At 25.3% G+C, this 22,313-nt stretch carries 16 protein-coding genes; 14 read left to right on the forward strand and 2 right to left on the reverse strand.

Annotated features, from left to right (window positions below; all coding sequences use genetic code 11):
* Positions 1-125: 125 nt before the first annotated feature.
* Both NG918_RS06270 and NG918_RS06275 read right to left on the reverse strand, forming a co-directional pair.
* Positions 126-2,177, reverse strand: coding sequence for a YcdB/YcdC domain-containing protein (locus tag NG918_RS06270; RefSeq protein ID WP_252225364.1), 2,052 nt, complete (start codon positions 2,175-2,177; stop codon positions 126-128).
* A 352-nt stretch (positions 2,178-2,529) separates the two neighbouring features.
* Entirely contained in the window at positions 2,530-3,879 is a 1,350-nt protein-coding gene (locus NG918_RS06275) for a [Fe-Fe] hydrogenase large subunit C-terminal domain-containing protein (protein WP_252225365.1), read from the reverse strand.
* 206 nt (positions 3,880-4,085) lie between these two features.
* Between NG918_RS06275 and NG918_RS06280 the strand changes: the two genes are divergently transcribed.
* The 14 genes from NG918_RS06280 (at position 4,086) to NG918_RS06345 (ending at position 22,270) form a co-directional block, all read left to right on the forward strand.
* Positions 4,086-4,763: a GTP pyrophosphokinase gene (locus NG918_RS06280; RefSeq protein ID WP_252212358.1), complete on the forward strand. Its 678-nt coding sequence runs from the start codon at positions 4,086-4,088 to the stop codon at positions 4,761-4,763.
* Between the two features lie 199 nt (positions 4,764-4,962).
* On the forward strand, positions 4,963-5,952 hold the full coding sequence (gene galE / locus NG918_RS06285) for a UDP-glucose 4-epimerase GalE (protein ID WP_252212357.1): 990 nt from the start codon (positions 4,963-4,965) through the stop codon (positions 5,950-5,952).
* Positions 5,953-6,207: 255 nt separating this feature from the next.
* A complete protein-coding gene (locus tag NG918_RS06290) occupies positions 6,208-6,717 on the forward strand; it encodes a QueT transporter family protein (RefSeq protein WP_252212356.1) in 510 nt (169 codons plus the stop codon).
* A gap of 403 nt (positions 6,718-7,120) precedes the next feature.
* The gene (locus tag NG918_RS06295; RefSeq protein WP_252225368.1) at positions 7,121-7,627 is read left to right on the forward strand and encodes a hypothetical protein; all 507 of its coding nucleotides are present in this window, start codon (positions 7,121-7,123) and stop codon (positions 7,625-7,627) included.
* A gap of 225 nt (positions 7,628-7,852) precedes the next feature.
* Positions 7,853-9,358 carry a YfdI family membrane protein gene (locus NG918_RS06300; RefSeq protein WP_252225370.1) on the forward strand — a complete coding sequence of 502 codons (1,506 nt, stop codon included), beginning with the start codon at positions 7,853-7,855 and terminating at the stop codon, positions 9,356-9,358.
* Positions 9,355-10,209, forward strand: coding sequence for a GGDEF domain-containing protein (locus NG918_RS06305; protein ID WP_252225372.1), 855 nt, complete (start codon positions 9,355-9,357; stop codon positions 10,207-10,209). The genes NG918_RS06300 and NG918_RS06305 overlap by 4 nt, the downstream gene beginning before the upstream one ends.
* The gene (locus NG918_RS06310; protein WP_252225374.1) at positions 10,193-11,548 is read left to right on the forward strand and encodes a DUF2334 domain-containing protein; all 1,356 of its coding nucleotides are present in this window, start codon (positions 10,193-10,195) and stop codon (positions 11,546-11,548) included. The genes NG918_RS06305 and NG918_RS06310 overlap by 17 nt, the downstream gene beginning before the upstream one ends.
* An 11-nt stretch (positions 11,549-11,559) precedes the next feature.
* A complete protein-coding gene (locus tag NG918_RS06315) occupies positions 11,560-12,810 on the forward strand; it encodes a glycosyltransferase family 2 protein (protein ID WP_252225376.1) in 1,251 nt (416 codons plus the stop codon).
* A 21-nt stretch (positions 12,811-12,831) separates the two neighbouring features.
* A complete protein-coding gene (locus NG918_RS06320; protein WP_252225378.1) occupies positions 12,832-15,051 on the forward strand; it encodes a cellulose biosynthesis cyclic di-GMP-binding regulatory protein BcsB in 2,220 nt (739 codons plus the stop codon).
* Between the two features lie 166 nt (positions 15,052-15,217).
* On the forward strand, positions 15,218-15,487 hold the full coding sequence (locus NG918_RS06325) for an ACT domain-containing protein (protein ID WP_252212349.1): 270 nt from the start codon (positions 15,218-15,220) through the stop codon (positions 15,485-15,487).
* A 14-nt stretch (positions 15,488-15,501) separates the two neighbouring features.
* The gene (locus NG918_RS06330; protein ID WP_252225381.1) at positions 15,502-16,857 is read left to right on the forward strand and encodes a PFL family protein; all 1,356 of its coding nucleotides are present in this window, start codon (positions 15,502-15,504) and stop codon (positions 16,855-16,857) included.
* A 240-nt stretch (positions 16,858-17,097) separates the two neighbouring features.
* The gene (locus tag NG918_RS06335; RefSeq protein WP_252225383.1) at positions 17,098-19,086 is read left to right on the forward strand and encodes a methyl-accepting chemotaxis protein; all 1,989 of its coding nucleotides are present in this window, start codon (positions 17,098-17,100) and stop codon (positions 19,084-19,086) included.
* Between the two features lie 325 nt (positions 19,087-19,411).
* Positions 19,412-20,425: an extracellular solute-binding protein gene (locus NG918_RS06340; RefSeq protein ID WP_252212346.1), complete on the forward strand. Its 1,014-nt coding sequence runs from the start codon at positions 19,412-19,414 to the stop codon at positions 20,423-20,425.
* Positions 20,426-20,554: 129 nt separating this feature from the next.
* Entirely contained in the window at positions 20,555-22,270 is a 1,716-nt protein-coding gene (locus tag NG918_RS06345; protein ID WP_252225385.1) for a methyl-accepting chemotaxis protein, read from the forward strand.
* The last annotated feature ends 43 nt before the right edge of the window (positions 22,271-22,313 follow it).

Genomic DNA, 22,313 nt, shown 5'->3' on the forward strand with positions numbered 1-22,313 from the left:
AATATAAAATTGAGACAAGCAGTAAATGTGACAATACTCATTAAGAATTCTCAAAGTCCAATTGCAATGCCACTTTACCTATTGCATATATCAAACATATTTAAAACACAGTCTTATTTATATGTCTATTTATTGTTTGCTTTAGTTAATAGGTTATATATTATTTTTGCAGCTTCAGCATTTGTTACATTGTTGTTTGGATTAAAATTATTATTTTCATCACCTGTAATTATTCCTAATGAATGGCAAATTGAGGAATAACCTTTAATGTCATCTTCAATAGAATCACTGAAAGGATTATTAAATATATAGGCATTTTTAGCAATTTTATCATATCCTAAATATCTAACTATTAATTTACTAATATCTTTATTTGTAAGCAATGAATCAGGTGATTTTTCTTCTGTTTTTAAAATTCCTTTTTCTATAAGCATATCATAAAATTTATCATCATCATCAGAATTATTAAAGTTCCAAATTTGAGAATAAAGGTATTTCAAGAAATTAATTTGAGTTATGTTATTATCAGGATTAAAGTTATCACTTTTTAAATAATAACCATTTTCTAATAATTCTTTAACTATTTTTTCACACCAATGCCCATTTATATCAGAATATTTAGGAAGCTCATTTTCTTTATATACTTCTCCATTAAATTTAATTCTTGTCCCATTAAAAGGATTAACAAGATAATTTTCATCTAAATCTATAAAGTTATATATTAAAGAGATATTATTATCATTGGACATTGTATATTCTAATCCAAATTTATCACCAATTTTATCAAAAATTGCTTCAGATGATAGTGCTGATTTTATATCTGGAAAGTTAACATTATCATACCATTGGCTATTATATTCACAAACTTTTCCACTAAATTTATTAATAGAAACCATAAGATAGTTGTTTACAAAGTTAATTCCGTTTACTTGACGGATAAATTTAAAGTTATAAAAGCTATCATTTTCATTTATATTTGTATCTAAGACCTCTAATTTTGTTTCTATAAACTTATTAGGAGAAACTTCATTTAGAAATTTATTTGCTATATTTTTAGCATCATCAATAGGTATTACATTGTTTTTATCATCAATATTTGAATAATGATAAAAAGATAATAGTTCACTTGACTTAGCATCCACTTCTGCAGAAGCATTTTCAAAATTAATTGTCCAAATATAATTATTTGATATTAAATCTTTGTTTATATGAGAATTTGAAATTTTACCTTCAAAAGAGTCTAAATCACTATATTTTTTAATTATATCGGTAGCTGTATCTTTGTTTATAAGTCCAGAGACATTTTTTATTGCATCATCTTCTTCTTTTGTTAAATTCTTTAAGGAATCTAAGCTTTCATTAGTATTTTTATATCCATCTTCACCTAAATATATATTTTCATTATTTATAGAAATCTTTTCTCCAGAATGTGCATCTATAGCTACATTATGAGTACTATTTATGCAGTATGCTGGGAAAATATTTAGCTTATCATTTTTATAATCATAATAAGAATAATAATTTAGCTTTAAACCAATTTTATCAACATACGATTTCTTAGCTTTTGATTTTTCAACTATATTATCATTAGAAGGATAAGAAAGAGAATTTGTATTTAAGTTATTTGTATTAAAAGTAATTATTTCACCAGTATATTTATCTACAGAAATGTTTACATATAAAAAGTTTAATGGAATATTATTAAAATAACATTTATATTTAAATGTATAGGCACTGTCTGTTGGATCATTGTAAACATTTATTTCTTTTAAAGAGCTATAATGATTTACAAGCGCTTTTTTTATAAAATCTTCACAAGCTTGTCTTGATTCATTCTTAGTGACAGATGCAAGCAACTTTGAAGTATTTTCATTACTGTACTTATAAAAATCATATATATTCCCATTTTCATCTATAGATATAGATATATTTCCGTATTTTCCTTGTACTTCTGACCAATTAAGTTCAAATAAGTTTACTTGTCCAAGAATTGTTTTTTGTTCTCTACTAGAATGAGTAAAATCAGTATAAGTATCGGGAATAGTTATTATGTTTTTTGTTTTTGTAATAGCATTTTCTAATGATTTACTATAATTTTCATCTGCAAATGCTGGATATTGAAGACTAAAAAGAAGACAAAAGAGTAGTAAAATACTAAAAAAATAATTCTTTTTCATTAATATATCCCTCCATTAAATTATAAAAAAATTAAAAATACAGTTATAGTCTATAGTATGAAACAGGATATAAATATTCGCTTGATCCTGAACCTACTCATCAACCTTATAATTATATGGTATCATTAAATATATTTTCCAGCTACTATTTAATATGTTTATTAAGTTTAATTTAAGAAAGAATTATTAAATTAGGCTCTGTTTTAGTAGCATGTTGATATTGCATGCCACTTCACCTATTGCATATATCAACACATATTTAAAACAGAGCCTTAAATGTATTGTATTTTAAATTTTCTAGGTATTAAAAAGTTAAAATTCATTGTTTAATAATAAGTAAAAAAATTAAATTTTAAAAATCACGTTCTAATATTTCTATTTTTTTAGGATCTTTAAAATCTTCTAATGAATTTATATCAATTTTTGATAATACCTCATCTAAAATTTTACTATGAACAGGAACTTTTATAGGTGAATCATAAGCTAATTCATCAACAGCAACTTTAGATTTAGTTGGTGGAACAATAGCTTTAGGTCCTCCAACACATCCACCAGGACACCCCATACCTTCTATAAAATTGGCATCTACTTCATTTCTTAAAGCTTTATCAAGAATGACCTTACAATCTTTAATTCCATCAACCTTAATACTTTTAAAATGCTTAAATTTTTCAGGATAAAGCTCCTCTATAGTTTCAGAAACAGCAATTGAAACACCACCAGTCCTTGCATACAAACGACCAGCTTTTGATGCATATTCAACAGATGGAATACCTTTTAAATCCATAGGATTTATCTCTAAAGCTCTAAAAATTTGATCTACTTCTTGAAATGTTAATACAAAGTCAATAGAACCAGCTAAATCTTTTTCTTTTGCTTCAGCTTTTTTGGCGATACAGGGGCCAATGAATACAACCTTTGTGTCTTTATTTAATTTTTTTAGTATTCTTCCAGTTGCTATCATAGGAGAAACTGATGGTGATAAATCAGGAACAAGCTCTTTATAAACTTTTTTTAACATTCCAACCCACATTGGACAGCAACAAGAAGTTATCATTAAATCATCTGGTGTATTAACATGTTTGTTAAATTCAACAGCTTCTTTTATTGTTAATATATCAGCAGCAAATGCAACTTCAACCATATCAGTAAAGCCTGCTTTGATGAAAGCTTCTCTTAATTGATCTATTGTTACATCTTCTCCAAATTGTCCAATGATAGCAGGAGCTACAGCAGCAATAACAGTTTTATTTTCTTTTATTAAATTCATTATAGGTAAAAATTCAACTTTATCTAGAATCCTTCCGTTTTTGCATGAATCAACACAAATGCCACAATTAATACACATATCTTTGTTTATAGCAGTAGATTTTTTTTCACTATCATAATATATAGCATTAAAAGGACATGCTAATTCACAAGTATATTTTTTTTCTTTATTAGGTGTACAATTTGCACCACAACATTCAAGTTTTTCAACAATTCTTTTATTAACAGTGTATTCTGTAATTGCTTTTTTTATATTGTATACATAATTATTATCGAATTTAAGCTTTACTCCACATAAAGATGTTATTATTTCAAAAGTTTCTTGTGGAGATACTTCATGACATACCATAATGCGATTAAGAGTTTCATCAAAATTGCCATTATAATAGGATTTAACTAATGTATCAAATAAATCTAAGTATTTATTATTCATAAATATATAACCTCCAAGTTAATGAATAAAATTAAATTTTTAATTATAATATTAGTATGTATTAATATACTTTATTTTATTAAATTATATGTAAATTTAATTACTTAAAAGCTATAATAATTTTAAAAGATTGATTTTTACAATGAATATGTTAACATATTTATTGTAGAGGTTTATTTAGTATACTAAAGGGGGATGACATAATCATGAACAGCTTAAGAGAGAATGATAAAATATTTTTTGATTGTGGAAATTTAACTATATCAAGTGAAAATGTAGAAGAAAAATTAGATGAAGTTCAAGAAATTTTAATGATATATAGTTCTGCTATAAAAGAAATTAAAACTAAATTAGATATTTTAGATTTTGAATTTAAAATAAGAAGAAAAAGAAATCCTATAGAATATATGAAATCTAGAGTTAAATCACCTAGAAGCATATTAGAAAAGCTTAAGCGTAGAGGATTTGATGTGAGTATTAAATCTGCAAGAGAAAATTTAAATGACATAGCTGGAGTAAGGGTTGTATGTTCCTTTGTAAGCGACATATATGAAATTGCTAACATGTTAAGAAGTCAAAATGATATAAGACTAGTAGAAGAAAAAGATTATATAAAAAATCCTAAGGAAAATGGATACAGAAGTTTACATATGGTATTAGAAGTTCCAATTTATTTTTCAGATCATATAGAAAATGTAAAGGTTGAAGTCCAAATAAGAACTATTGCCATGGATTTTTGGGCAAGCTTAGAACATAAACTTTATTATAAAAAAGGAGAAGATACTCCAAAACACATAAGAGCAGACTTAAAAGAATGTGCTGATATAATTTCAGCTACAGATTTAAAAATGCAAAAAATTCAAGAAGAAGTTGAAAAGTTATAAAATACTTAATAAAATCTTATGTTTTATGTGGTGATTTTGTAATTAAAAAGGAATATAATATAAATTGTAGATTAACATATTATATATAAATTAAGTAGCAATGTATAATTTACATAAAAGGTTTTGTTTTAAATATATCAACATTTTGATAAAACATAGTCAAATTAGTATTTGGAAATTTATAGGAGTGAGGTTGAAAATGAGTATTTTAGTTTTAGGTGGAGCAGGGTATATTGGTTCTCATGCAGTAAGCCAATTAATAGATAGTGATTATGATGTTGTAGTTGTAGATAATTTACTAACTGGACATGAAGATGCAATGAATAAAAAAGCTAAATTTTATAAAGGTGATATAAGGGACAAGGAATTTTTAAGAGGGGTTTTTGAAAAAGAATCTTTTGAAGCAGTAATTCATTTTGCAGCAAATTCTTTGGTAGGGGAATCTATGGTTAATCCTCTCAAATACTTCAACAATAATGTTCAAGGAACACAAGTTTTACTAGAAGTTATGAATGAATTCAATGTTAAGAACATAGTATTTTCTTCAACAGCAGCTACTTATGGTGAACCAAAGCAAATTCCAATAACGGAAGAAATGGAAACTTGTCCTACAAATCCATATGGTGAAACAAAACTTACCATGGAAAAAATAATGAAATGGTGTGATAAGGCTTATGGAATAAAATATGTATCACTTCGTTATTTTAATGTTGCTGGAGCAAGAGAAGGTGGCGTTATTGGAGAAGATCATAATCCAGAAACACATCTGATTCCAATAGTACTTCAAGTAGCTCTTGGAAAAAGAGAGTTTATAACAATATATGGTGAAGATTATGATACTGAAGATGGTACTTGTGTAAGAGATTATATTCATGTTGAAGATTTAATAGAAGCACATATTTTAGCAATGAAATATTTATTAAATGGAGGAGACAGTAACATATTTAATCTTGGAAGTAGTCAAGGATTTTCTGTTAAGGAAATAATTGAATCTGCAAGAAAAGTTACAAAACACCCTATTCCAGCACAAATAGGAGCAAGAAGAGCAGGAGATCCAAGTAAGTTAGTTGCTTCTTCAGATAAAGCAAGAGAAATATTAGGATGGAATCCAAGTAGAACTAATATAACTAAGATTATAGAAGATGCTTGGGTATGGCATACAAATAATAAGAGTGGATATAACAAATAATTTCACATTGTAATAATTCTAAAATTTTGTTATAATTTAATATAGTCAGTTCGAAAGCCTCCTGACTTTAAATAAAACTACGGTTAACTTTTAGTAATAATAAACTTTTATATATTTATAAAGGTTTATTAGATTATTGAATTTTTATCGTAGGATTTAATGTCCTACGATTTTTTTATTCTTTATACAATTATAAAATAAGACTTAGTGGAAAGTTTAGGAGGTTGTTAAACTAATTTTTTAGGAGGATATTTAATGAAAAGTAGTAAAACAACAAAACGATTAGTTAGAACAGCACTTATAGCTGCTATTTATGCAGTATTAACACTTATATTAGCACCTATAAGTTATGGAAATATTCAATTTAGGATTTCAGAAATAATGGTATTATTAGCTTTTGTAGACCCATTTTATATTGGGGGACTTACATTAGGATGTTTTATAGCAAATATGCTTGGACCTAATGGCACGTTAGATATATTTTTAGGAACATTAGCTACATTGATTAGTGTTACAGCCATATCATCCACAGCGAAATATATTAAAAATAATAAAAAAGCATTATTTATAGCATCATTATGGCCAACAATATTTAACGCTTTAATTATAGGATGGATGCTTAATTATTTGCTTCAAATTCCACTTATATTATCTATAGGAGAAGTAGCAATTGGAGAGTTTGTTGTTGTAACTTTAGTCGGATTACCTATATTTAAATTAGTACAACATAAATATAAAAAAATAATTTTGGTACAAGACATTTAAATAAAATGAGTTAATAAAAGGCATGAAAAATGAAAAATAAATCTTTTTTTTATGTCTTTTTTATTTTTTATTTGTAAATTTAATTATTTTATAATGAAAAATTGCATATATTATATTAAAGAATATTATTTTAGGAAAAGTAAAATGAATAAAATTATATATCTATCTTTGCTAATAATTATTTTTTTCTCTTTAATATTAGATATAATCTATATGTTAAATCAAGAAGAATATAAAATGCCTAAATATTTTTTATATAAAATTTTACTTATAATTACATTAATATTTGAAAAAATAATGGGTTGTTCTATTTTCAAGTAAGTTATAGCATTAAATTTATTATCATATGTAAGTATTTATGAATATCATAAATAATGAATCAATAAAATTATGAGGTGGTATTATGCATATATCAACAAAAAAAAGGTTTAATAAGATAGGAGATAAATTTACAAAAAGTGACTATGATTTATCTACTATAAGATGGGTAATTAGCGAAGTTAGAAATACTATTTGGGATATGAATCAAGCAGAATTTAAAAAACTTATTAGTATACCAAGAAGCATACTAAAGGAAGATGTGTACATTAAAGATTATGAAGTATGGCAAAAGGAAAATAAAGATTATTTATTAGAAAATTTAAGCGATTTTAAAGAAGAGTACTTTATAGAATTAAAAGGGAAAATTTATTCAGAAAAATATTCTGTAAGGGATATGTTAGAGACAATAGATTATATGATAGATAACTTTGATGATTTGCAAGAAAACCATAGTGGAAATATGGAGATGCTCTTAAGAAATATTGAACTTGGATTTAGAAAGTTAAAGCTTTCTAATGAAAAAGCAATAATATCAAATAGGGAGTTATTTTCTAAATATATAGAAAATGTAGTAAATGAAGCTTTATAAATTTATAATATTGAATAAAAATTAAAAGAAATAGGTCGCAATTAATTTTGATGACTTATTTCTTTTATTTTTACTATAAATACATAAAAGTCTTGTTAAACTTTCAAAATATAGATATATGCTTTAATTGTATATTTAAATAATGCAATTACTATATATCAAATTAATAATCATGCTGTAAAAATAATTTAGTATAGTGACGACTACATTAGATATTAAAAGAAGGTGAATAATATAAGAAAGATAGATGCATCTAAGTATAAAGATAATAAACTTTTAAAAATAAATAAGATTAATTATTCACTGCTCGCATTTTTCTTAGTATTAATTATAGGAATTTTAACATTATTTATACCGCCTATTATAGGAATGGCTGATAATGGAGATTTTTACAGAGTGATGAATAAAAGTGGTGCATATCATTTAAATAAAAATTATAATGAAATATTTTTAGGATATTTTATAAAAGATTATGGAATTTATAAATATAATAATGATTATGCTAATCTTCTAATATCAACTCAATCAATATTTATAAAGAGTGCAATTGTTTTAGATAGCCTTTTTACAAAAGACTATGTTTTAGATATAAGATTTATGTCTATTATGTTTTTGATAATTGAATCTATAGGTATTTACTTATTAGTAAAATCATTAGTGAATAATATAAATAATAATAAATATAAATTAATAATAACTTTAATAACTATTTTAATATTTTGTGATACAGGATATTTAGCATATTATAATTCTTTTTATGGAGAAAGTGTTAATATATGTTGCTTTTTAATGAGTATAGGCTTACTAATTTATATGATAGAATTTGATAAGTTTATGTGGTATAACTTATCAGCTTTTGGAATAAGCTCATTTTTGTTTTTCGGAGCTAAACAACAATTAGCACCAGTAGGTATTCTTATATCATTTGTCTTTATAATAATAGGAATTTATATGAAAAATAAAAAATCAGTTAAAGTATTAACATGGATTTTTGCAGTAATATTTATAATAAGTTCGGGGATATTTTATAAGTCAATCACAGGAGATTTTAAATACATAAATATATATCATTCTATGAACAGAGGTATTTTATTGAATGAAGATGATCCAGATAGTATATTAGAAGATTTTAATATAAGTACACAATATTCTTTGTTGCAAGAAACAGATTTTTTTGAAGAAATTAAATTATTAGATCCATATGAAGAAGAATTAATAGATGACTATTATAAAAAATTCTCATTAGGAAAAATTTTAGAGTATTATATAACATATCCTAAGGCATTTATTAAGGTATTAAAAATAAGTTTCAACAATGGATATTCAATCAGACCAAAAGTAATTGGAAATTATGAACAAAGTGAGCACAAAGATTTTGGAGCTAAATCATATTTCTTTGCAACATGGAGTACACTTAAAGAAAAATTTATACCAAAGAATATGCTATTTACTGTATCTACAATAGCTATTTATTTGTATTTATCTATAGATAGATTTTTAAGGGCTATAAAGGATAATAATAAAAAAATTCAGCTTAAAGAAATTACATATTTTTATGTATTTTTAGTTGGAATATCACAAATTATCATTTCTGTAATAGGGGCTGGAGATGCAGATTTATCAAAACATGTATTTATGTATAACATGACATTTGATTTGATATTTATATATATACTTAGTTTAATTTTTGAAAATAAAACAATAAAATCGCAGGGTGGTTTTAAATTATGAATGAGATAAACATTAGAAAAAAGGTAGATATTTTAATAACATTTTTAATAACTTATTTTTTTATTATATCTATTAGCTTTAATATTTTTAACTTTCAACAATCTTTTGAAAATTACTTTATGCTGACACTTATAATGATCATTGCAGTTATAAGCTACTATACTAATGTAACATTTTCATTAATTGTTACTTTGATAGTTGATTTTATTTATATGAGTGTAAAATTATACTTGAATCTTACTGGTAATATTACTGTTGAATTTAATACATATTATTGGATTGTAACAATACCTATTACTGCTTTAATAGTTTCATTTATGTCAAAGAATATAGTATCGCTGCAAGAAAAAGTGATATCTTTGGAAGAAGAGAATTCGAGACTTATAATGATTGATGAATCTACAGGAATAAGAAATGATAAAGCAATTATGATGGAATTACCAATATATATGAATATAAGCAAGAGACATAAGTTACCACTAACTTTAATAATGGTAAAAGTTAAATTCGCAGATAAATTAAAAAGAATTCTTGGAAGAAAAAAGTATTTAGAATTATTGGTTCAAACATGTAACATATTAAAAAAAGCCTTAAGAGAAGAAGATGTAAAGTACATATTAAATGAAAGGACACTAGCATTTATAACAATTACTAATGAAGATGGTGCTAAGGTTGTAAAGAAGAGGTTTAGAGAAAATATAAATAATGCCGATTTCATACAATATTCATTATATAAAAATGTAAAGTTAGATATTCAAATGGGATCATGTACATTTGATAAATCAATAAAGGATTCTATGGAATTCTTAATAAAAGCTGAAAAGGAAATTGAATATGACATTCAAGAATAAACTATTTAAAGTTAAGAAATTAATTATATTAGTATTAATTTTTATACTTATAAATAGTTTATGTTTAATTAAAAATGTATATAGTGTTGAGCCTATAGGAAAAGTGTTAGTCTTATATGATACCTATAAAGAATATGGAGAAAAAAGAAATATTTTAAATTATTTAAATAGAATATGTTTAGAATTTGCTGATGATATTGAAATAATAAGATTTTCAGCTTATGAGGGAGAAGACTTATCACAGTATAAAGCTGTGTTTATACTAAATTTAAGTGAAAATACCGTAAGTGAGACCTTAAAACAAAATCTAATTAGATATAATAATAAAATATTTTGGATTGGGAAAAAATCATATACTGATTTTTTAAATATAAATGAAGCAATATATTTAGAAGATTTAAATTTTGATAAATATAGCTATACTAAAATATATGATTTAATCTATAAAAATTTCAATAAAAAATATAAAGAAAATATATACTTTTATTTAGATGAAGTAACTCCGTTTAATAATCTTAATATTTTAGTTGAAGAAATAGATTATTTAAAAGAAATGGGAATACGTTTTTTTATTGAAGTACTTCCTGTATTCAAAAATGAAAATTTACCTGCTATGAATAGATTTGCTGAAGTATTAAGATATGCACAAGCTAATGGTGGAGAAATAGTATTAGTTATTCCACCATTAGTAAGTTTAAATGTTCAAGGAAAAGATATAGAAGAAAAAGTTGATTTAGGATTTAAAAATTATATTAATTACTGGATCTATCCAACTGCTATAAGTATAAGTGATTATTGGCTCTATAGAGATGATTTAAAGGAATTGCTTAAAAAGACGGACACTATCTTTATAGATTCTAATATAGATATAGGAATTTTAGAGTTTGATAAATATAATATACCATCTTATAAGAATATAATTGAAAAAGTTAACTTGGGTAATGGAAGTAATTTACATAATAATATAGCTGTAAATATAAGCAGTAAATTATCTATTAATGAATTTAAGAATAAGGTTAAAGAATTATTAGATAAAGATATATATTTTAAAGATACTCATGATATAAGTAGCAGTATTACTATTGATAATTTAAATGTAAAGAGTAATAAAAATGGAATATTTTTAAATGATAAGAATGTTACACAGTTACAGTTTGTTGATAGTGAAAAATATAAAGCAGCAGTAAATGGATATGAAAATCAGAGGCATAAGGACGTTAATATAAGTTTGGATAAAACAAATAAAATACTTGTGATTATTAGTACCGTAGTTGTAATTCTTTTTATAATAATTGTTTTGATAAGTTTTAATATTGATAAAAGAAAATTTTTAAAATAGGAGAAAATGTTATGAATGTATTTGACTACATGGCATTATATTCCCTGGGAATAATTTGGATAATAATATTTGTTAATATTATTTTAGTTGTATTTGGATATATATACTATTCTAAAGTACAAAATAAAAAAATGAAAGAGAAATTAAAGTACTACCCTTTTGTATCAGTTATGGTTCCAGCACATAATGAAGCTATTGTTATAAAAAAAACAGTAGAATCATTACTAGAATTAGATTATCCTCATGATAGATATGAAATTATAATAATAAACGATAATTCAAGTGATAATTCAACAGAAATACTACAAAAGGTTAAAGAAAATGTTTTAGATAGGAATTTAATAATAATAAACACTGATAATATAACTGGTGGAAAGGGAAAATCCAATGCACTTAATATAGGGCTTGAAAAAAGCAAGGGAGAAATTTTAGCTGTTTATGATGCTGACAATACTCCGGATTCTAAAGCATTAAAATATTTAGTTCAAACATTGTTAGAGGATGATAAATTAGGTGCAGTTATTGGAAAATTTAGATGTAGAAATAAAGATAAAAACTTATTAACAAATTTTATAAATATAGAAACATTAACGTATCAATGGATGGCTCAAGCAGGACGATGGGAAATGTTTAAACTTTGTACTATTCCAGGTACCAACTTTGTAGTGAGAAGAAGTATTATGGAAGAAATGAATGGATGGGATACAAAAGCTATAACAGAAGATACAGAAGTGAGTTTTAGAATTTATATGATGGGATACAAAATAAAATTTATGCCTCTTGCTGTAACATATGAACAAGAGCCTCAAACATTAAATGTGTGGTTTAAGCAAAGAAGCAGATGGGCTAAAGGGAACACTTATGTAGTTATAAAAAATTTCAAATACTTATTTAAACCAGGATTTGGCGTAACTAAATTTGATATATTGTATTACACGATGATTTATTTTTTCTTTTTATCAGCTAGTGTTATTTCAGATATGTTATTTTTATTAGGTTTTGGAGACATAATTCAAATAAATATTACTGGATATGGATTAATATTGTGGGTTATGGCGTATTTAGTGTTTAATCTTTCTATAATGATAGCAATTTCAACAGAAAAGGGAGAATTAAATATAAAAAATATTATGGTTATATCTATAATGTATTTTACTTATTGTAAATTATGGGCTGTTGTAGCAGCAATAGGGTTTTGTAATTACATAAAAGATTCATTATTAAAAAGAGAAACTAAATGGTATAAAACTGAAAGGTTTTAAACTTGGAGGAGGCACTGATATATGAGTAAGGTAAAGGTAATTTTACATAAATTAAAATTTTTATTATTTTTTACTTTTGTAATTATACTTTTAGGAAATATGTTGCCCATCAAAGTAAATGCAGATCCAATTAAGAATTTTACAAATGTAGAAAATACAATTAATACAAGGACATATAAAATGGGAAATGATTTAAGCTTTAAAGGTGTATTTTCAAGTCACAGTTGGTATTTTAATATTAATAAGTGGTGGAATGTTAACTTTGTTGAAGCACATATAAAATTTTCAATAAATCAATTAGTAGATAGTAAAAAAGATGCATACATAGTACTGTCTATTAATAATGTTAATTTTTATTCTAAAAAAATATATTATGATAAAAAGACAGAAATTCAAGATATTAAACTAAACATCCCAAAAGATTTACTTTTAAGTGGAAGTAATGAATTGAAAGTTGAAACATATTCAAGAATTTCAGATTTACCGTGTATAGATGATGTTAATATTGCAAATTGGATTACTTTAAAAGGTGATTCAAATGTAAAAGTTAATTTTAATAATGTTATAGCTGACAATAAAATATCCAATTTTCCATATCCTTATTTAAAGGAAGATGATAAAGAATATGTATCTACAAACATAGTAATACCAAACGAGTATAGTGATGGAGAATTAAGTGCTGCACTATTATTAAATTCTTACTTAGGAAAGATGTATCAAAATGGCGACTATTATGGAGAAATATTAAAATATGATGACTTTTCTAAGAAAAAATCTCAAAATATAATTTATATTGGAAATTATGATATTCTTCCTAAAGAAATAAGTCTATCAAATAATGTGGAAAATGAAGACTGTATTATAAAAGTGTTGAATTCACCATATAGTAATGATGAAAATAGAAAGATGTTACTTATTTTAAGTAACAATAATGAAAGTCTTTTAAAAGGTGTAAAAACACTTATGAATAACGATATTGTTTTTCAATTAGACAATGATACATTTATAGTAGATAAAAACTTAAAAGAAGAAATGAAAAGCAAAGAGGAGAATGGAAGAATAACTTTTAAGGATATTGGAAGTAATGAAATTCATTTAAAAGGTCAATTTAGAAGAAGTACTACTTTAAATTATAGTTTACCTAAAAATAGAGTGTTAAGCTCTGGTGATAAAATAAAATTATTTATGAGATATTCTGAAAACTTAGATTTCAATAGAAGTTTAGTAACTATATACATGAACAATACTCCCATTGGAAGCAAAAAATTAGAAAAAGGTAAAGCAAATGGTGACGAATTGGAATTAATAATACCAGATGATGTTAAATTAAGTAGTTACATGGAACTTACTATAGCTTTTGATTTAGAAATGGAAAATTCATACTGCGAAAAAAGACAAGAAGAAATGCCCTGGGCTTTAGTGCGTGGAGACTCGTATATATATACTGGATTAGCTGATATAGATAATTACTACTTTTCCACATATGGATCACCTTTTATTAAAGATAGAACTTATAATGATACATTAGTAGTTTTGCCTGATAATTTGACATCACAAGATTTAACTTATATAGGAAGAGTTTTTACTTATTTAGGTAAAGATTTATATTACAATACTGGAAGTTTAAAAACAATTAGAAGTTCAAGAATAAATGGGGAGGAAAAAGATAGTAATATAGTTGTATATGGAACTCCAGCAAATAATAAGCTTATTAAAAAATTAAATAATAATCTTTGGTTTAAGTATGATGAAACATATTCAAAATTTTTATCAAATGAAAAGTTATTTTTAACAGAACCATTTTCAAGTGAAATTTCTACTTTTCAACTTGATATATCTCCATACAACCTTCAAAAAGCAATGCTTGTAATCACATCACCAAATGAGGAGATATTAAGAAATTCATTAGAGTATTTAAGTTCATCAAAAAAAATATATGAACTTAGTGGTGATTGTGCTGTAATAGATCAATATGGAAATATAAAAACATATAAAATGAAAAAAGAGGTGTCTAAGCCAATTTATCAAAAAATAAATTCATTAGATTCTAGGGTAAAAGGTTTATTAGGAATTGTAACATTATTTTTAATATTTATTATCGTATCTATAATAATGTACTTTTTAAAAAATAAATCAATGGAAAAAGGAGATTCGATTTTAATTTCAAAGTTTAAAAAATTTGGTAGAAAATATTCTAAAGGTATAAAAGAAAAAGAAAATGAAGAACCTAAAGACGAATAATTTATTAAAAATGCATTAATAAATAGGATTAATATGGTATAAATTAATAAATATATTAAAATTGACAAATTATAAAAGAAAATATAGAATTAAAGTATTATTTTAAAATATTTGTAAATATATATTTATTCAATAAAAATTAATTTATGAAATGGAGAAGATAAGCATGAAAGCAATATTAACAGTAATTGGGGAAGATAAAGTTGGTATTATTGCAGGGGTTAGCAACAAACTACAGGAATTTAATATTAACATATTAGATGTTAACCAAACAATAATGCAAGGATTTTTTACTATGATGATGGCATTAGATTGTAAAAATATGAATACACAATTTGAAGACGTACACAAAGCATTAAATGCTAAAGGTATAGAACTTGGTGTTGAAGTTAAGATTCAAAGAGAAGAAATTTTTAAGTCTATGCATTCACTATAATTGGGGGGAAACTTATGAATACTAATAAAATACTTGAGACAATAAAGATGATTGAAGAGGAAAAGTTAGATATAAGAACTATAACAATGGGGGTTTCATTATTAGATTGTATAGATCCGGATGGAGAAAAAGCTAGAATAAAGATATATGATAAGATTACAAAATCTGCAGAACATTTAGTAGAAGTGGGAAGACAAATAGAATCTGAATTTGGAATTCCAATAGTAAATAAAAGAGTTTCAGTAACGCCTATATCTATAATTGCAGGAGCTACTAATGAAGAAAGTTATGTGAAATTTGCTCAAACTTTAGATAAAGCGGCTGAAACTTTAGGAATAGATTTCTTAGGTGGATTTTCAGCTTTAGTACAAAAGGGATGTACTAAGGGAGATAAGATATTAATAAGTTCTATTCCAGAAGCATTAGCAACTACACAAAAAGTTTGTGCCTCTGTAAATGTTGGATGTACAAAATCAGGAATAAATATGAATGCTGTTAGAGATATGGGAGAAATTATAAAGAAAACAGCAGAGCTTACGAAAGATAAAAAAGGATTTGGATGTGCAAAGTTAGTTGTATTTGCTAATGCAGTAGAAGACAATCCATTTATGGCTGGAGCATTTCATGGAGTGGGAGAAGCAGAAAAAATAATAAATGTTGGAGTAAGTGGACCAGGAGTTGTTAAAAGAGCTTTAGAAAAAGTCAGAGGACAATCTTTTGATGTTGTTGCAGAAACAATAAAGAAAACTGCTTTCAAAGTTACGAGAATGGGCGAATTAGTTGCTAATGAAGCTTCAAGAAGATTAGATGTTCCTTTTGGAATAGTTGATTTATCTTTAGCACCAACCCCAGCAGTTGGTGATTCAGTAGCAGAAATATTGGAAGAAATAGGACTTGAAACAGTAGGAACACATGGAACGATAGCTGCTCTTGCAATGCTTAATGATGCCGTTAAAAAAGGCGGGGTTATGGCATGTAGCCATGTAGGCGGATTAAGTGGTGCATTTATCCCTGTATCTGAAGATGCAGGAATGATTGAAGCTGTAATTAAGGGATCATTAAACTTGGAAAAATTAGAAGGAATGACTTGTGTATGTTCAGTAGGACTTGATATGATTGCAATTCCAGGTAATACACCAGCATCTACAATATCTGCAATGATTGCTGATGAGGCTGCAATTGGTGTTATAAATAATAAAACAACAGCAGTTAGAATAATACCAGCACCAGGATGTAGCGTTGGAGATATGGTTGAATTTGGTGGCCTTTTAGGTAGAGCACCTGTAATGAAAGTGAATGAAAATTCATCAGAATTATTTGCCCAAAGAGGTGGAAGAATTCCGGCGCCTATACATTCATTTAAGAACTAAAATAAAAAATAATTATTTTTTTATTAGATATTTGAACTACTCAACAATTATTGTTGAGTAGTTTTTTTATTGCGTTTATTTTTTATGAAATTAATAATTATTCTAAAGATTTTATTCTTAAATTAATCAAAAAACGTTTTCTATATGCGATTTTATTATTTGAAAATATTTGACTAGCTATTTTAAAAGTGTTAAAATTGTAAGGTTGTATTGGTATAAATAACATTTGGAGGAATAAATATGAAAAATAATAGAAGTATAAAAAATGATTTGTTAAAAAAATTAGTATTAGGTTTCATAGTTGTATTTGGAGCAGCATTTTTTTCTACATTTATTATAGTAAAAGAAAATTTAGTGAATATTAAACAAAATAGTATGGAAAAAATGATAAGTGATGCTACAAAAATAGAAGAACAAAAACTAAACAGCAAAATTAGTATTGCAAGAGCAATAGCAGCTGATTATAAAATTTCTGATATAAATGTATCACAAGAAGAAAAAAATAAAACATTAATTAAATATGTTAATGATTTAGATTTAAGATCTATAGGAATTGTTGATTTAAATGGAAATTTAATTTCAACAGATGGTTATTCAAATAACATAGCTGATAGAGAATATTTTAAATCCATAGTAAGTAATAAAGAAATCTATATAAGTTCGCCATCATTTGTAAAAGGAACTGATGAACAAATAATATTTTTAGCAGTACCTATAACTAATGGTTGTGATGTTGTTGGAGGATTAACGTGTACTTTTGATAGTAGCTTTTTATCTAAAGACATAGAAAGTTTAAGATATTTTAACATGGGAACTTCATACATATTAGATAAAACAGGAACGGTAATTGCATCTGAGTTTATAGATGATGTTAAAAATAAGAAAAATCTTTTAAAATCTGATGATATTTCAGATGAAGCACATAATGTTTATAAAAAGGTTATAGAGGGAAAGTCAAATATTTTAAAAGAAGATGACAAATATATTGCGTATGCTCCTGTTAATTTAACAGAAGGGTGGACAATGGTATTAGAAGTTGATGCAAAGTATGTAGATAAAGAATTAAATTCATTAATAAAACTATTTATTACTATTGCAACTATTGGAACAATAATATTAATAATTATTATTATAATTATTGGAGAGAACTTGGGTAAAAGGTTAAAGACATTAAAAAATAGTATAGAAGTATTATCAAAGGGAATATTTAATGAAGAATTAAATACAAAGGAAATGCAAAAAGAAGATGAAATTGGAGATATAAATAGAGCGTTACAAGTCACTAAAAATTCTATTGTAAATATAGTGCAAGCAGTAAAGCATAGTGTGGATGTATTAAAACACCAATCTGATATGCTTGAAGGGACTTCAAATCAAATAACAGCTGGATCAAAAAATATTTCCATTGCAATGCATGAATCAGCAGAAGCTAATACAAATCAATCAACAGAAATTTTAAAGGTTCATAATCAAATGAAAGAATTTGGTGATAATGTTGAGTTTATGAACGAAAACGTAAATGATCTTGCAAAAATTTCTTTGAGTGTTGAAAGCAAAGTTGATGATGGTAACAATAGTATTTCAGAATTAGATATCTCATTAAATAGTTTTGATGAAACATTAAAATCATTTAATGAAGTTATAAGTGGTATGAATAATAAGATTGCATCTATAAAAAATATTACAAGTACTATTAATGGATTGTCTGAACAAACAAATCTACTTGCTTTAAATGCAGCTATTGAAGCTGCTAGAGCAGGGAAAGCTGGTAGAGGATTCAGTGTAGTAGCTGATGAGATAAGGAAACTTGCTGAGCAAAGTCAAGCATCCGTTGGGGAAATAGGAACAATAATTAATAATGTGCTTGTAGAAAGCAATAATATTATTAAGTCTACAGAAAGTATAAATTTAGAAGTTTCATCTCAAAAGCAAAAGATAAACTTAACAGTAGATACATTTAGTAATATTGCAGAACTTTTAAAAGAAGTTAGTCCTAAGATACAACAAATATTAAATATATCTAATAGTAATGATGAAAGAAAAGATGATGTATTACATGCACTTGAAAATCTTACAGCTATTTCAGAAGAATTGGCTGCAACCACAGAAGAAGTTGATGCAACTGGTGAAGAATTTAATGAATCAAGTGGAGATATAAGAATAGCTTGTGATGAATTAATAGAATCAATTAAAGAATTAAATGAAGAAATTAATAAATTTATAATATAATATTGAGTTAAAATTCTTTTTTTAATTTTGCAAAAAGTTTAAAATAAGTAGAGTTCTTAAATAAAAAGTGTTTAAGAACTCTTTTTTATAAAAAAATCTAAAAATATTTAACTAAAAGGTGACATAATTACTTATGTTGTTTTGTAAATCAAAAAATCTTATTTTAAACCATAAATATACATAATATGTTATAATATACTTATAAGTAAATTATTTATTGGGGATTTTGGTTTTAATAATTTTTATAGTTCGAGGATGTTATTTAAATTACAAGGTGAAAAATTTATTTCTATCTTATAATTAACGCATCATAAAGGAGGATTTTATGAAAAATAAAGTAATAATACAATTATTCATTGTATCAATATTCATAATTGGGATATTTGGAGGATGCAATACATTTAAAATTACAAATAAAAATAATGATTTAATTATATATACATCACATCCTAAGGAATTTAGTAATCCTATTATAAGTGAATTTGAAAAGAAAACTAATATTCATGTAAATCTTGTGAAGGCATCTACAGGAGAATTACTTAAAAATATAGAGGAAGAAAATAATGCCCCTTTAGGCGATGTTATATGGGGAGGATCTGTAGCTGCGCTTAAATCAAGAACAGATTTTTTAGAAGAATATATTTCAAAAAATGAAGAAAATATATATAAAGATTATAGAAATTCAGATGGAAAAATAACAAGATTTACAATAATGCCAAGTGTATTAATTGTAAATTTAGATTTAGCTAAAGATATAAAAATAGATGGTTTTGAAGATTTATTAAATCCAGAACTAAAAGGAAAAATAGCGGTAGCCAATCCAGCAAAGTCATCAACAGCTTTGGAAAGCTTAACTAATCAATTATATGCTATGGGAAATAATAATCCAGATGAGGGTTGGCCATATATAGAAAGTTTTTTGGGAAATACAGAGAATAAAATGCTTAACAGCTCATCAGCTGTATTTAACAAAGTAATAGATGGGGAGTATACTGTTGGATTAACATATGAAGGTGCATTAAAGTATATAAGTACAGATGATCCAGTCAAGATAGTATATCCTAAAGAAGGAATAATAGCTAATCCAGATTGCGTTGCAATAATTAAGGGTGCTGAGAAAATGGAGAATGCTAAAAAGTTCATTGATTTCTTAACAAGTAAAGAAGTACAAACTATGGTAAGTGAAGATCTTTGCAGACGTTCAGTAAGAAGTGATGTACAGTCAGAAAAGTTTGAAGACTTTAATAAGTTAAATATAATAAGGCAAGATGAAAATTGGGTTCTAAACAATAAACATGAAATAATAAAAAAGTATGAAAATATTATAGAAAATAAATAATTAGAATTTTTATTTCTTATATAAATTGAAAAATTTAATGTTTCAATTTATTAAGTATATATTTTTTAGACAATAAATGTAACAAAATGTTTATCTAATAAAATCTTATTAATATAAAGGGATGAGAAGATGTATAAAAAATTAAAGAACATATTAGAGAAAAGTATCAAAGATAAACCAATAGCAAAAAAAATAAGTAAAAGTTTTAAGATAATAATTATAATAAATGCCATTGCTATGTTTATAATTGTAAGTTTACTAATAATACTATCATCTAGAACAGCACGTCTTTATAAGGGTCCATATGTACAAGCAGAGATTGTTTCTAATATGAAAGTAGAGATACAGGTAATAGATAAAAATATATATAAAGCAATAAGTACAGATGATGTTGAAAAAAAATCTCAATATTTAAAGGATATGAATGTTGAGGTGGAAAATTTTAATAAAAACTTCGATTTAATTAAGAATGACTTTAATGGAGATGAAAGACTTATATCTATTCTTGAAAAGAGTTTAGATGAAACTGATGCAACTATAAAGGATATTTGCAATTTAATTACAAATGCTAAAGAAGAAGAAGTACTTAACTTAATAAATAAAACATATTCTACAGAAATAGAATCTATAGAGCAAAATATAGAAAACATATATAAGGCGTCTCAAATAGAAGCTAAAGGATTTGTAAGTAGCTCTAGATTATATGAATATTTGAGTATGGGAATTATTGGGGTGATGTTATTAAGTATTTTAATAATAGCTATTACAGTTATAAAATTATTAATAGAAATGTTACTTAAAGGAATTAATAATATTAAAAATATGTCTAAAAATCTATCACAAGGAATTTTAGATGTTGACAATCAATATTTAAATACTGATGAAATGGGAGAAATGGCTTCTGATTTAGAAAATTCTATAAACATGTTAAGTAGTTATTTAAAAGATGAAACTTATGTTTTAGAAAATATATCTAAAGGAAATCTAGATATAAACTTAAATTCTTCATTGGAGTATAGAGGTGATTTCATGCCAATGAAAGTATCTCTTGAAAAAATTATAAATTCTTTAAATAATAGTTTTTACTATATTTCTAAATCAGTTGATTTAGTAGCAAGCAGTTCACAAGAAATTTCAGCTACAACTCAAGTTTTATCGGAAGGATCAACTAATCAAGCAGGTGTAGTTGAAGAATTATTATCTAGTTTTCATGAAATATCAGAACAAGTTAAGCTTAATGCTAAAAATGCAAATGATGTAAATGAATTTACTAAAGAAACAAAACAAGTTGTAAGTGATGGAAATAAAAAAATGCAAGAATTATTGGTTTATATGAAAGAAATATGTACAGAAGCAAATAAAATTTCAGGAATTATAAATACAATAAGAGATATAGCAGAGCAAACAAACCTTTTGGCTTTAAATGCAGCAATTGAAGCAGCAAGAGCTGGTGAAGCAGGTAAGGGATTTGCAGTAGTGGCAGAAGAAGTGAGACTACTTGCAGCACAAAGCTCAGAAGCTGTTAAAGTAACTACAGAACTTATAGAAAAATCAACTGATGTAGCTAATAATGGGGGCATCTTAGCACAAGAAACAGCAAGTTCTTTAAATGGTATAGTTAATAATGTAGAACAAATAACAAATTTAATAAAAGAAATAACACAAGCATCTGATTTACAACGCCAATCTATAATGGAAGTAACTATAGGTGTAGATCAAATAGCAGAAGTAGCACAAACTAATTCGGCAACTGCAGAAGAAACAGCAAGCGCTACAGAAGAATTGTCAATTCAAGCACAGGAAATAAATGAAAAGTTAGAAATGTATAAATTGAAAAATAATTAGGACATTAAGTGCTTTTTTGAAAAGCTATGTTTTAGCAGAGTGT

Origin of the sequence: Clostridium sp. ZBS2 (genome assembly GCF_023845855.1) — a bacterium.
GTDB classification, from domain to species: domain Bacteria; phylum Bacillota; class Clostridia; order Clostridiales; family Clostridiaceae; genus Clostridium; species Clostridium aquiflavi.

Bases quoted from the DNA above. Each gene is read 5' to 3' on its own strand.
- NG918_RS06270 (WP_252225364.1), bottom strand. From the start codon at position 2,177: ATGAAAAAGAATTATTTTTTTAGTATTTTACTACTCTTTTGTCTTCTT.
- NG918_RS06275 (WP_252225365.1), bottom strand. From the start codon at position 3,879: ATGAATAATAAATACTTAGATTTATTTGATACATTAGTTAAATCCTAT.
- NG918_RS06280 (WP_252212358.1), top strand. From the start codon at position 4,086: ATGAACAGCTTAAGAGAGAATGATAAAATATTTTTTGATTGTGGAAAT.
- galE (WP_252212357.1), top strand. From the start codon at position 4,963: ATGAGTATTTTAGTTTTAGGTGGAGCAGGGTATATTGGTTCTCATGCA.
- NG918_RS06290 (WP_252212356.1), top strand. From the start codon at position 6,208: ATGAAAAGTAGTAAAACAACAAAACGATTAGTTAGAACAGCACTTATA.
- NG918_RS06295 (WP_252225368.1), top strand. From the start codon at position 7,121: ATGCATATATCAACAAAAAAAAGGTTTAATAAGATAGGAGATAAATTT.
- NG918_RS06305 (WP_252225372.1), top strand. From the start codon at position 9,355: ATGAATGAGATAAACATTAGAAAAAAGGTAGATATTTTAATAACATTT.
- NG918_RS06310 (WP_252225374.1), top strand. From the start codon at position 10,193: ATGACATTCAAGAATAAACTATTTAAAGTTAAGAAATTAATTATATTA.
- NG918_RS06315 (WP_252225376.1), top strand. From the start codon at position 11,560: ATGAATGTATTTGACTACATGGCATTATATTCCCTGGGAATAATTTGG.
- NG918_RS06320 (WP_252225378.1), top strand. From the start codon at position 12,832: ATGAGTAAGGTAAAGGTAATTTTACATAAATTAAAATTTTTATTATTT.
- NG918_RS06325 (WP_252212349.1), top strand. From the start codon at position 15,218: ATGAAAGCAATATTAACAGTAATTGGGGAAGATAAAGTTGGTATTATT.
- NG918_RS06330 (WP_252225381.1), top strand. From the start codon at position 15,502: ATGAATACTAATAAAATACTTGAGACAATAAAGATGATTGAAGAGGAA.
- NG918_RS06335 (WP_252225383.1), top strand. From the start codon at position 17,098: ATGAAAAATAATAGAAGTATAAAAAATGATTTGTTAAAAAAATTAGTA.
- NG918_RS06340 (WP_252212346.1), top strand. From the start codon at position 19,412: ATGAAAAATAAAGTAATAATACAATTATTCATTGTATCAATATTCATA.
- NG918_RS06345 (WP_252225385.1), top strand. From the start codon at position 20,555: ATGTATAAAAAATTAAAGAACATATTAGAGAAAAGTATCAAAGATAAA.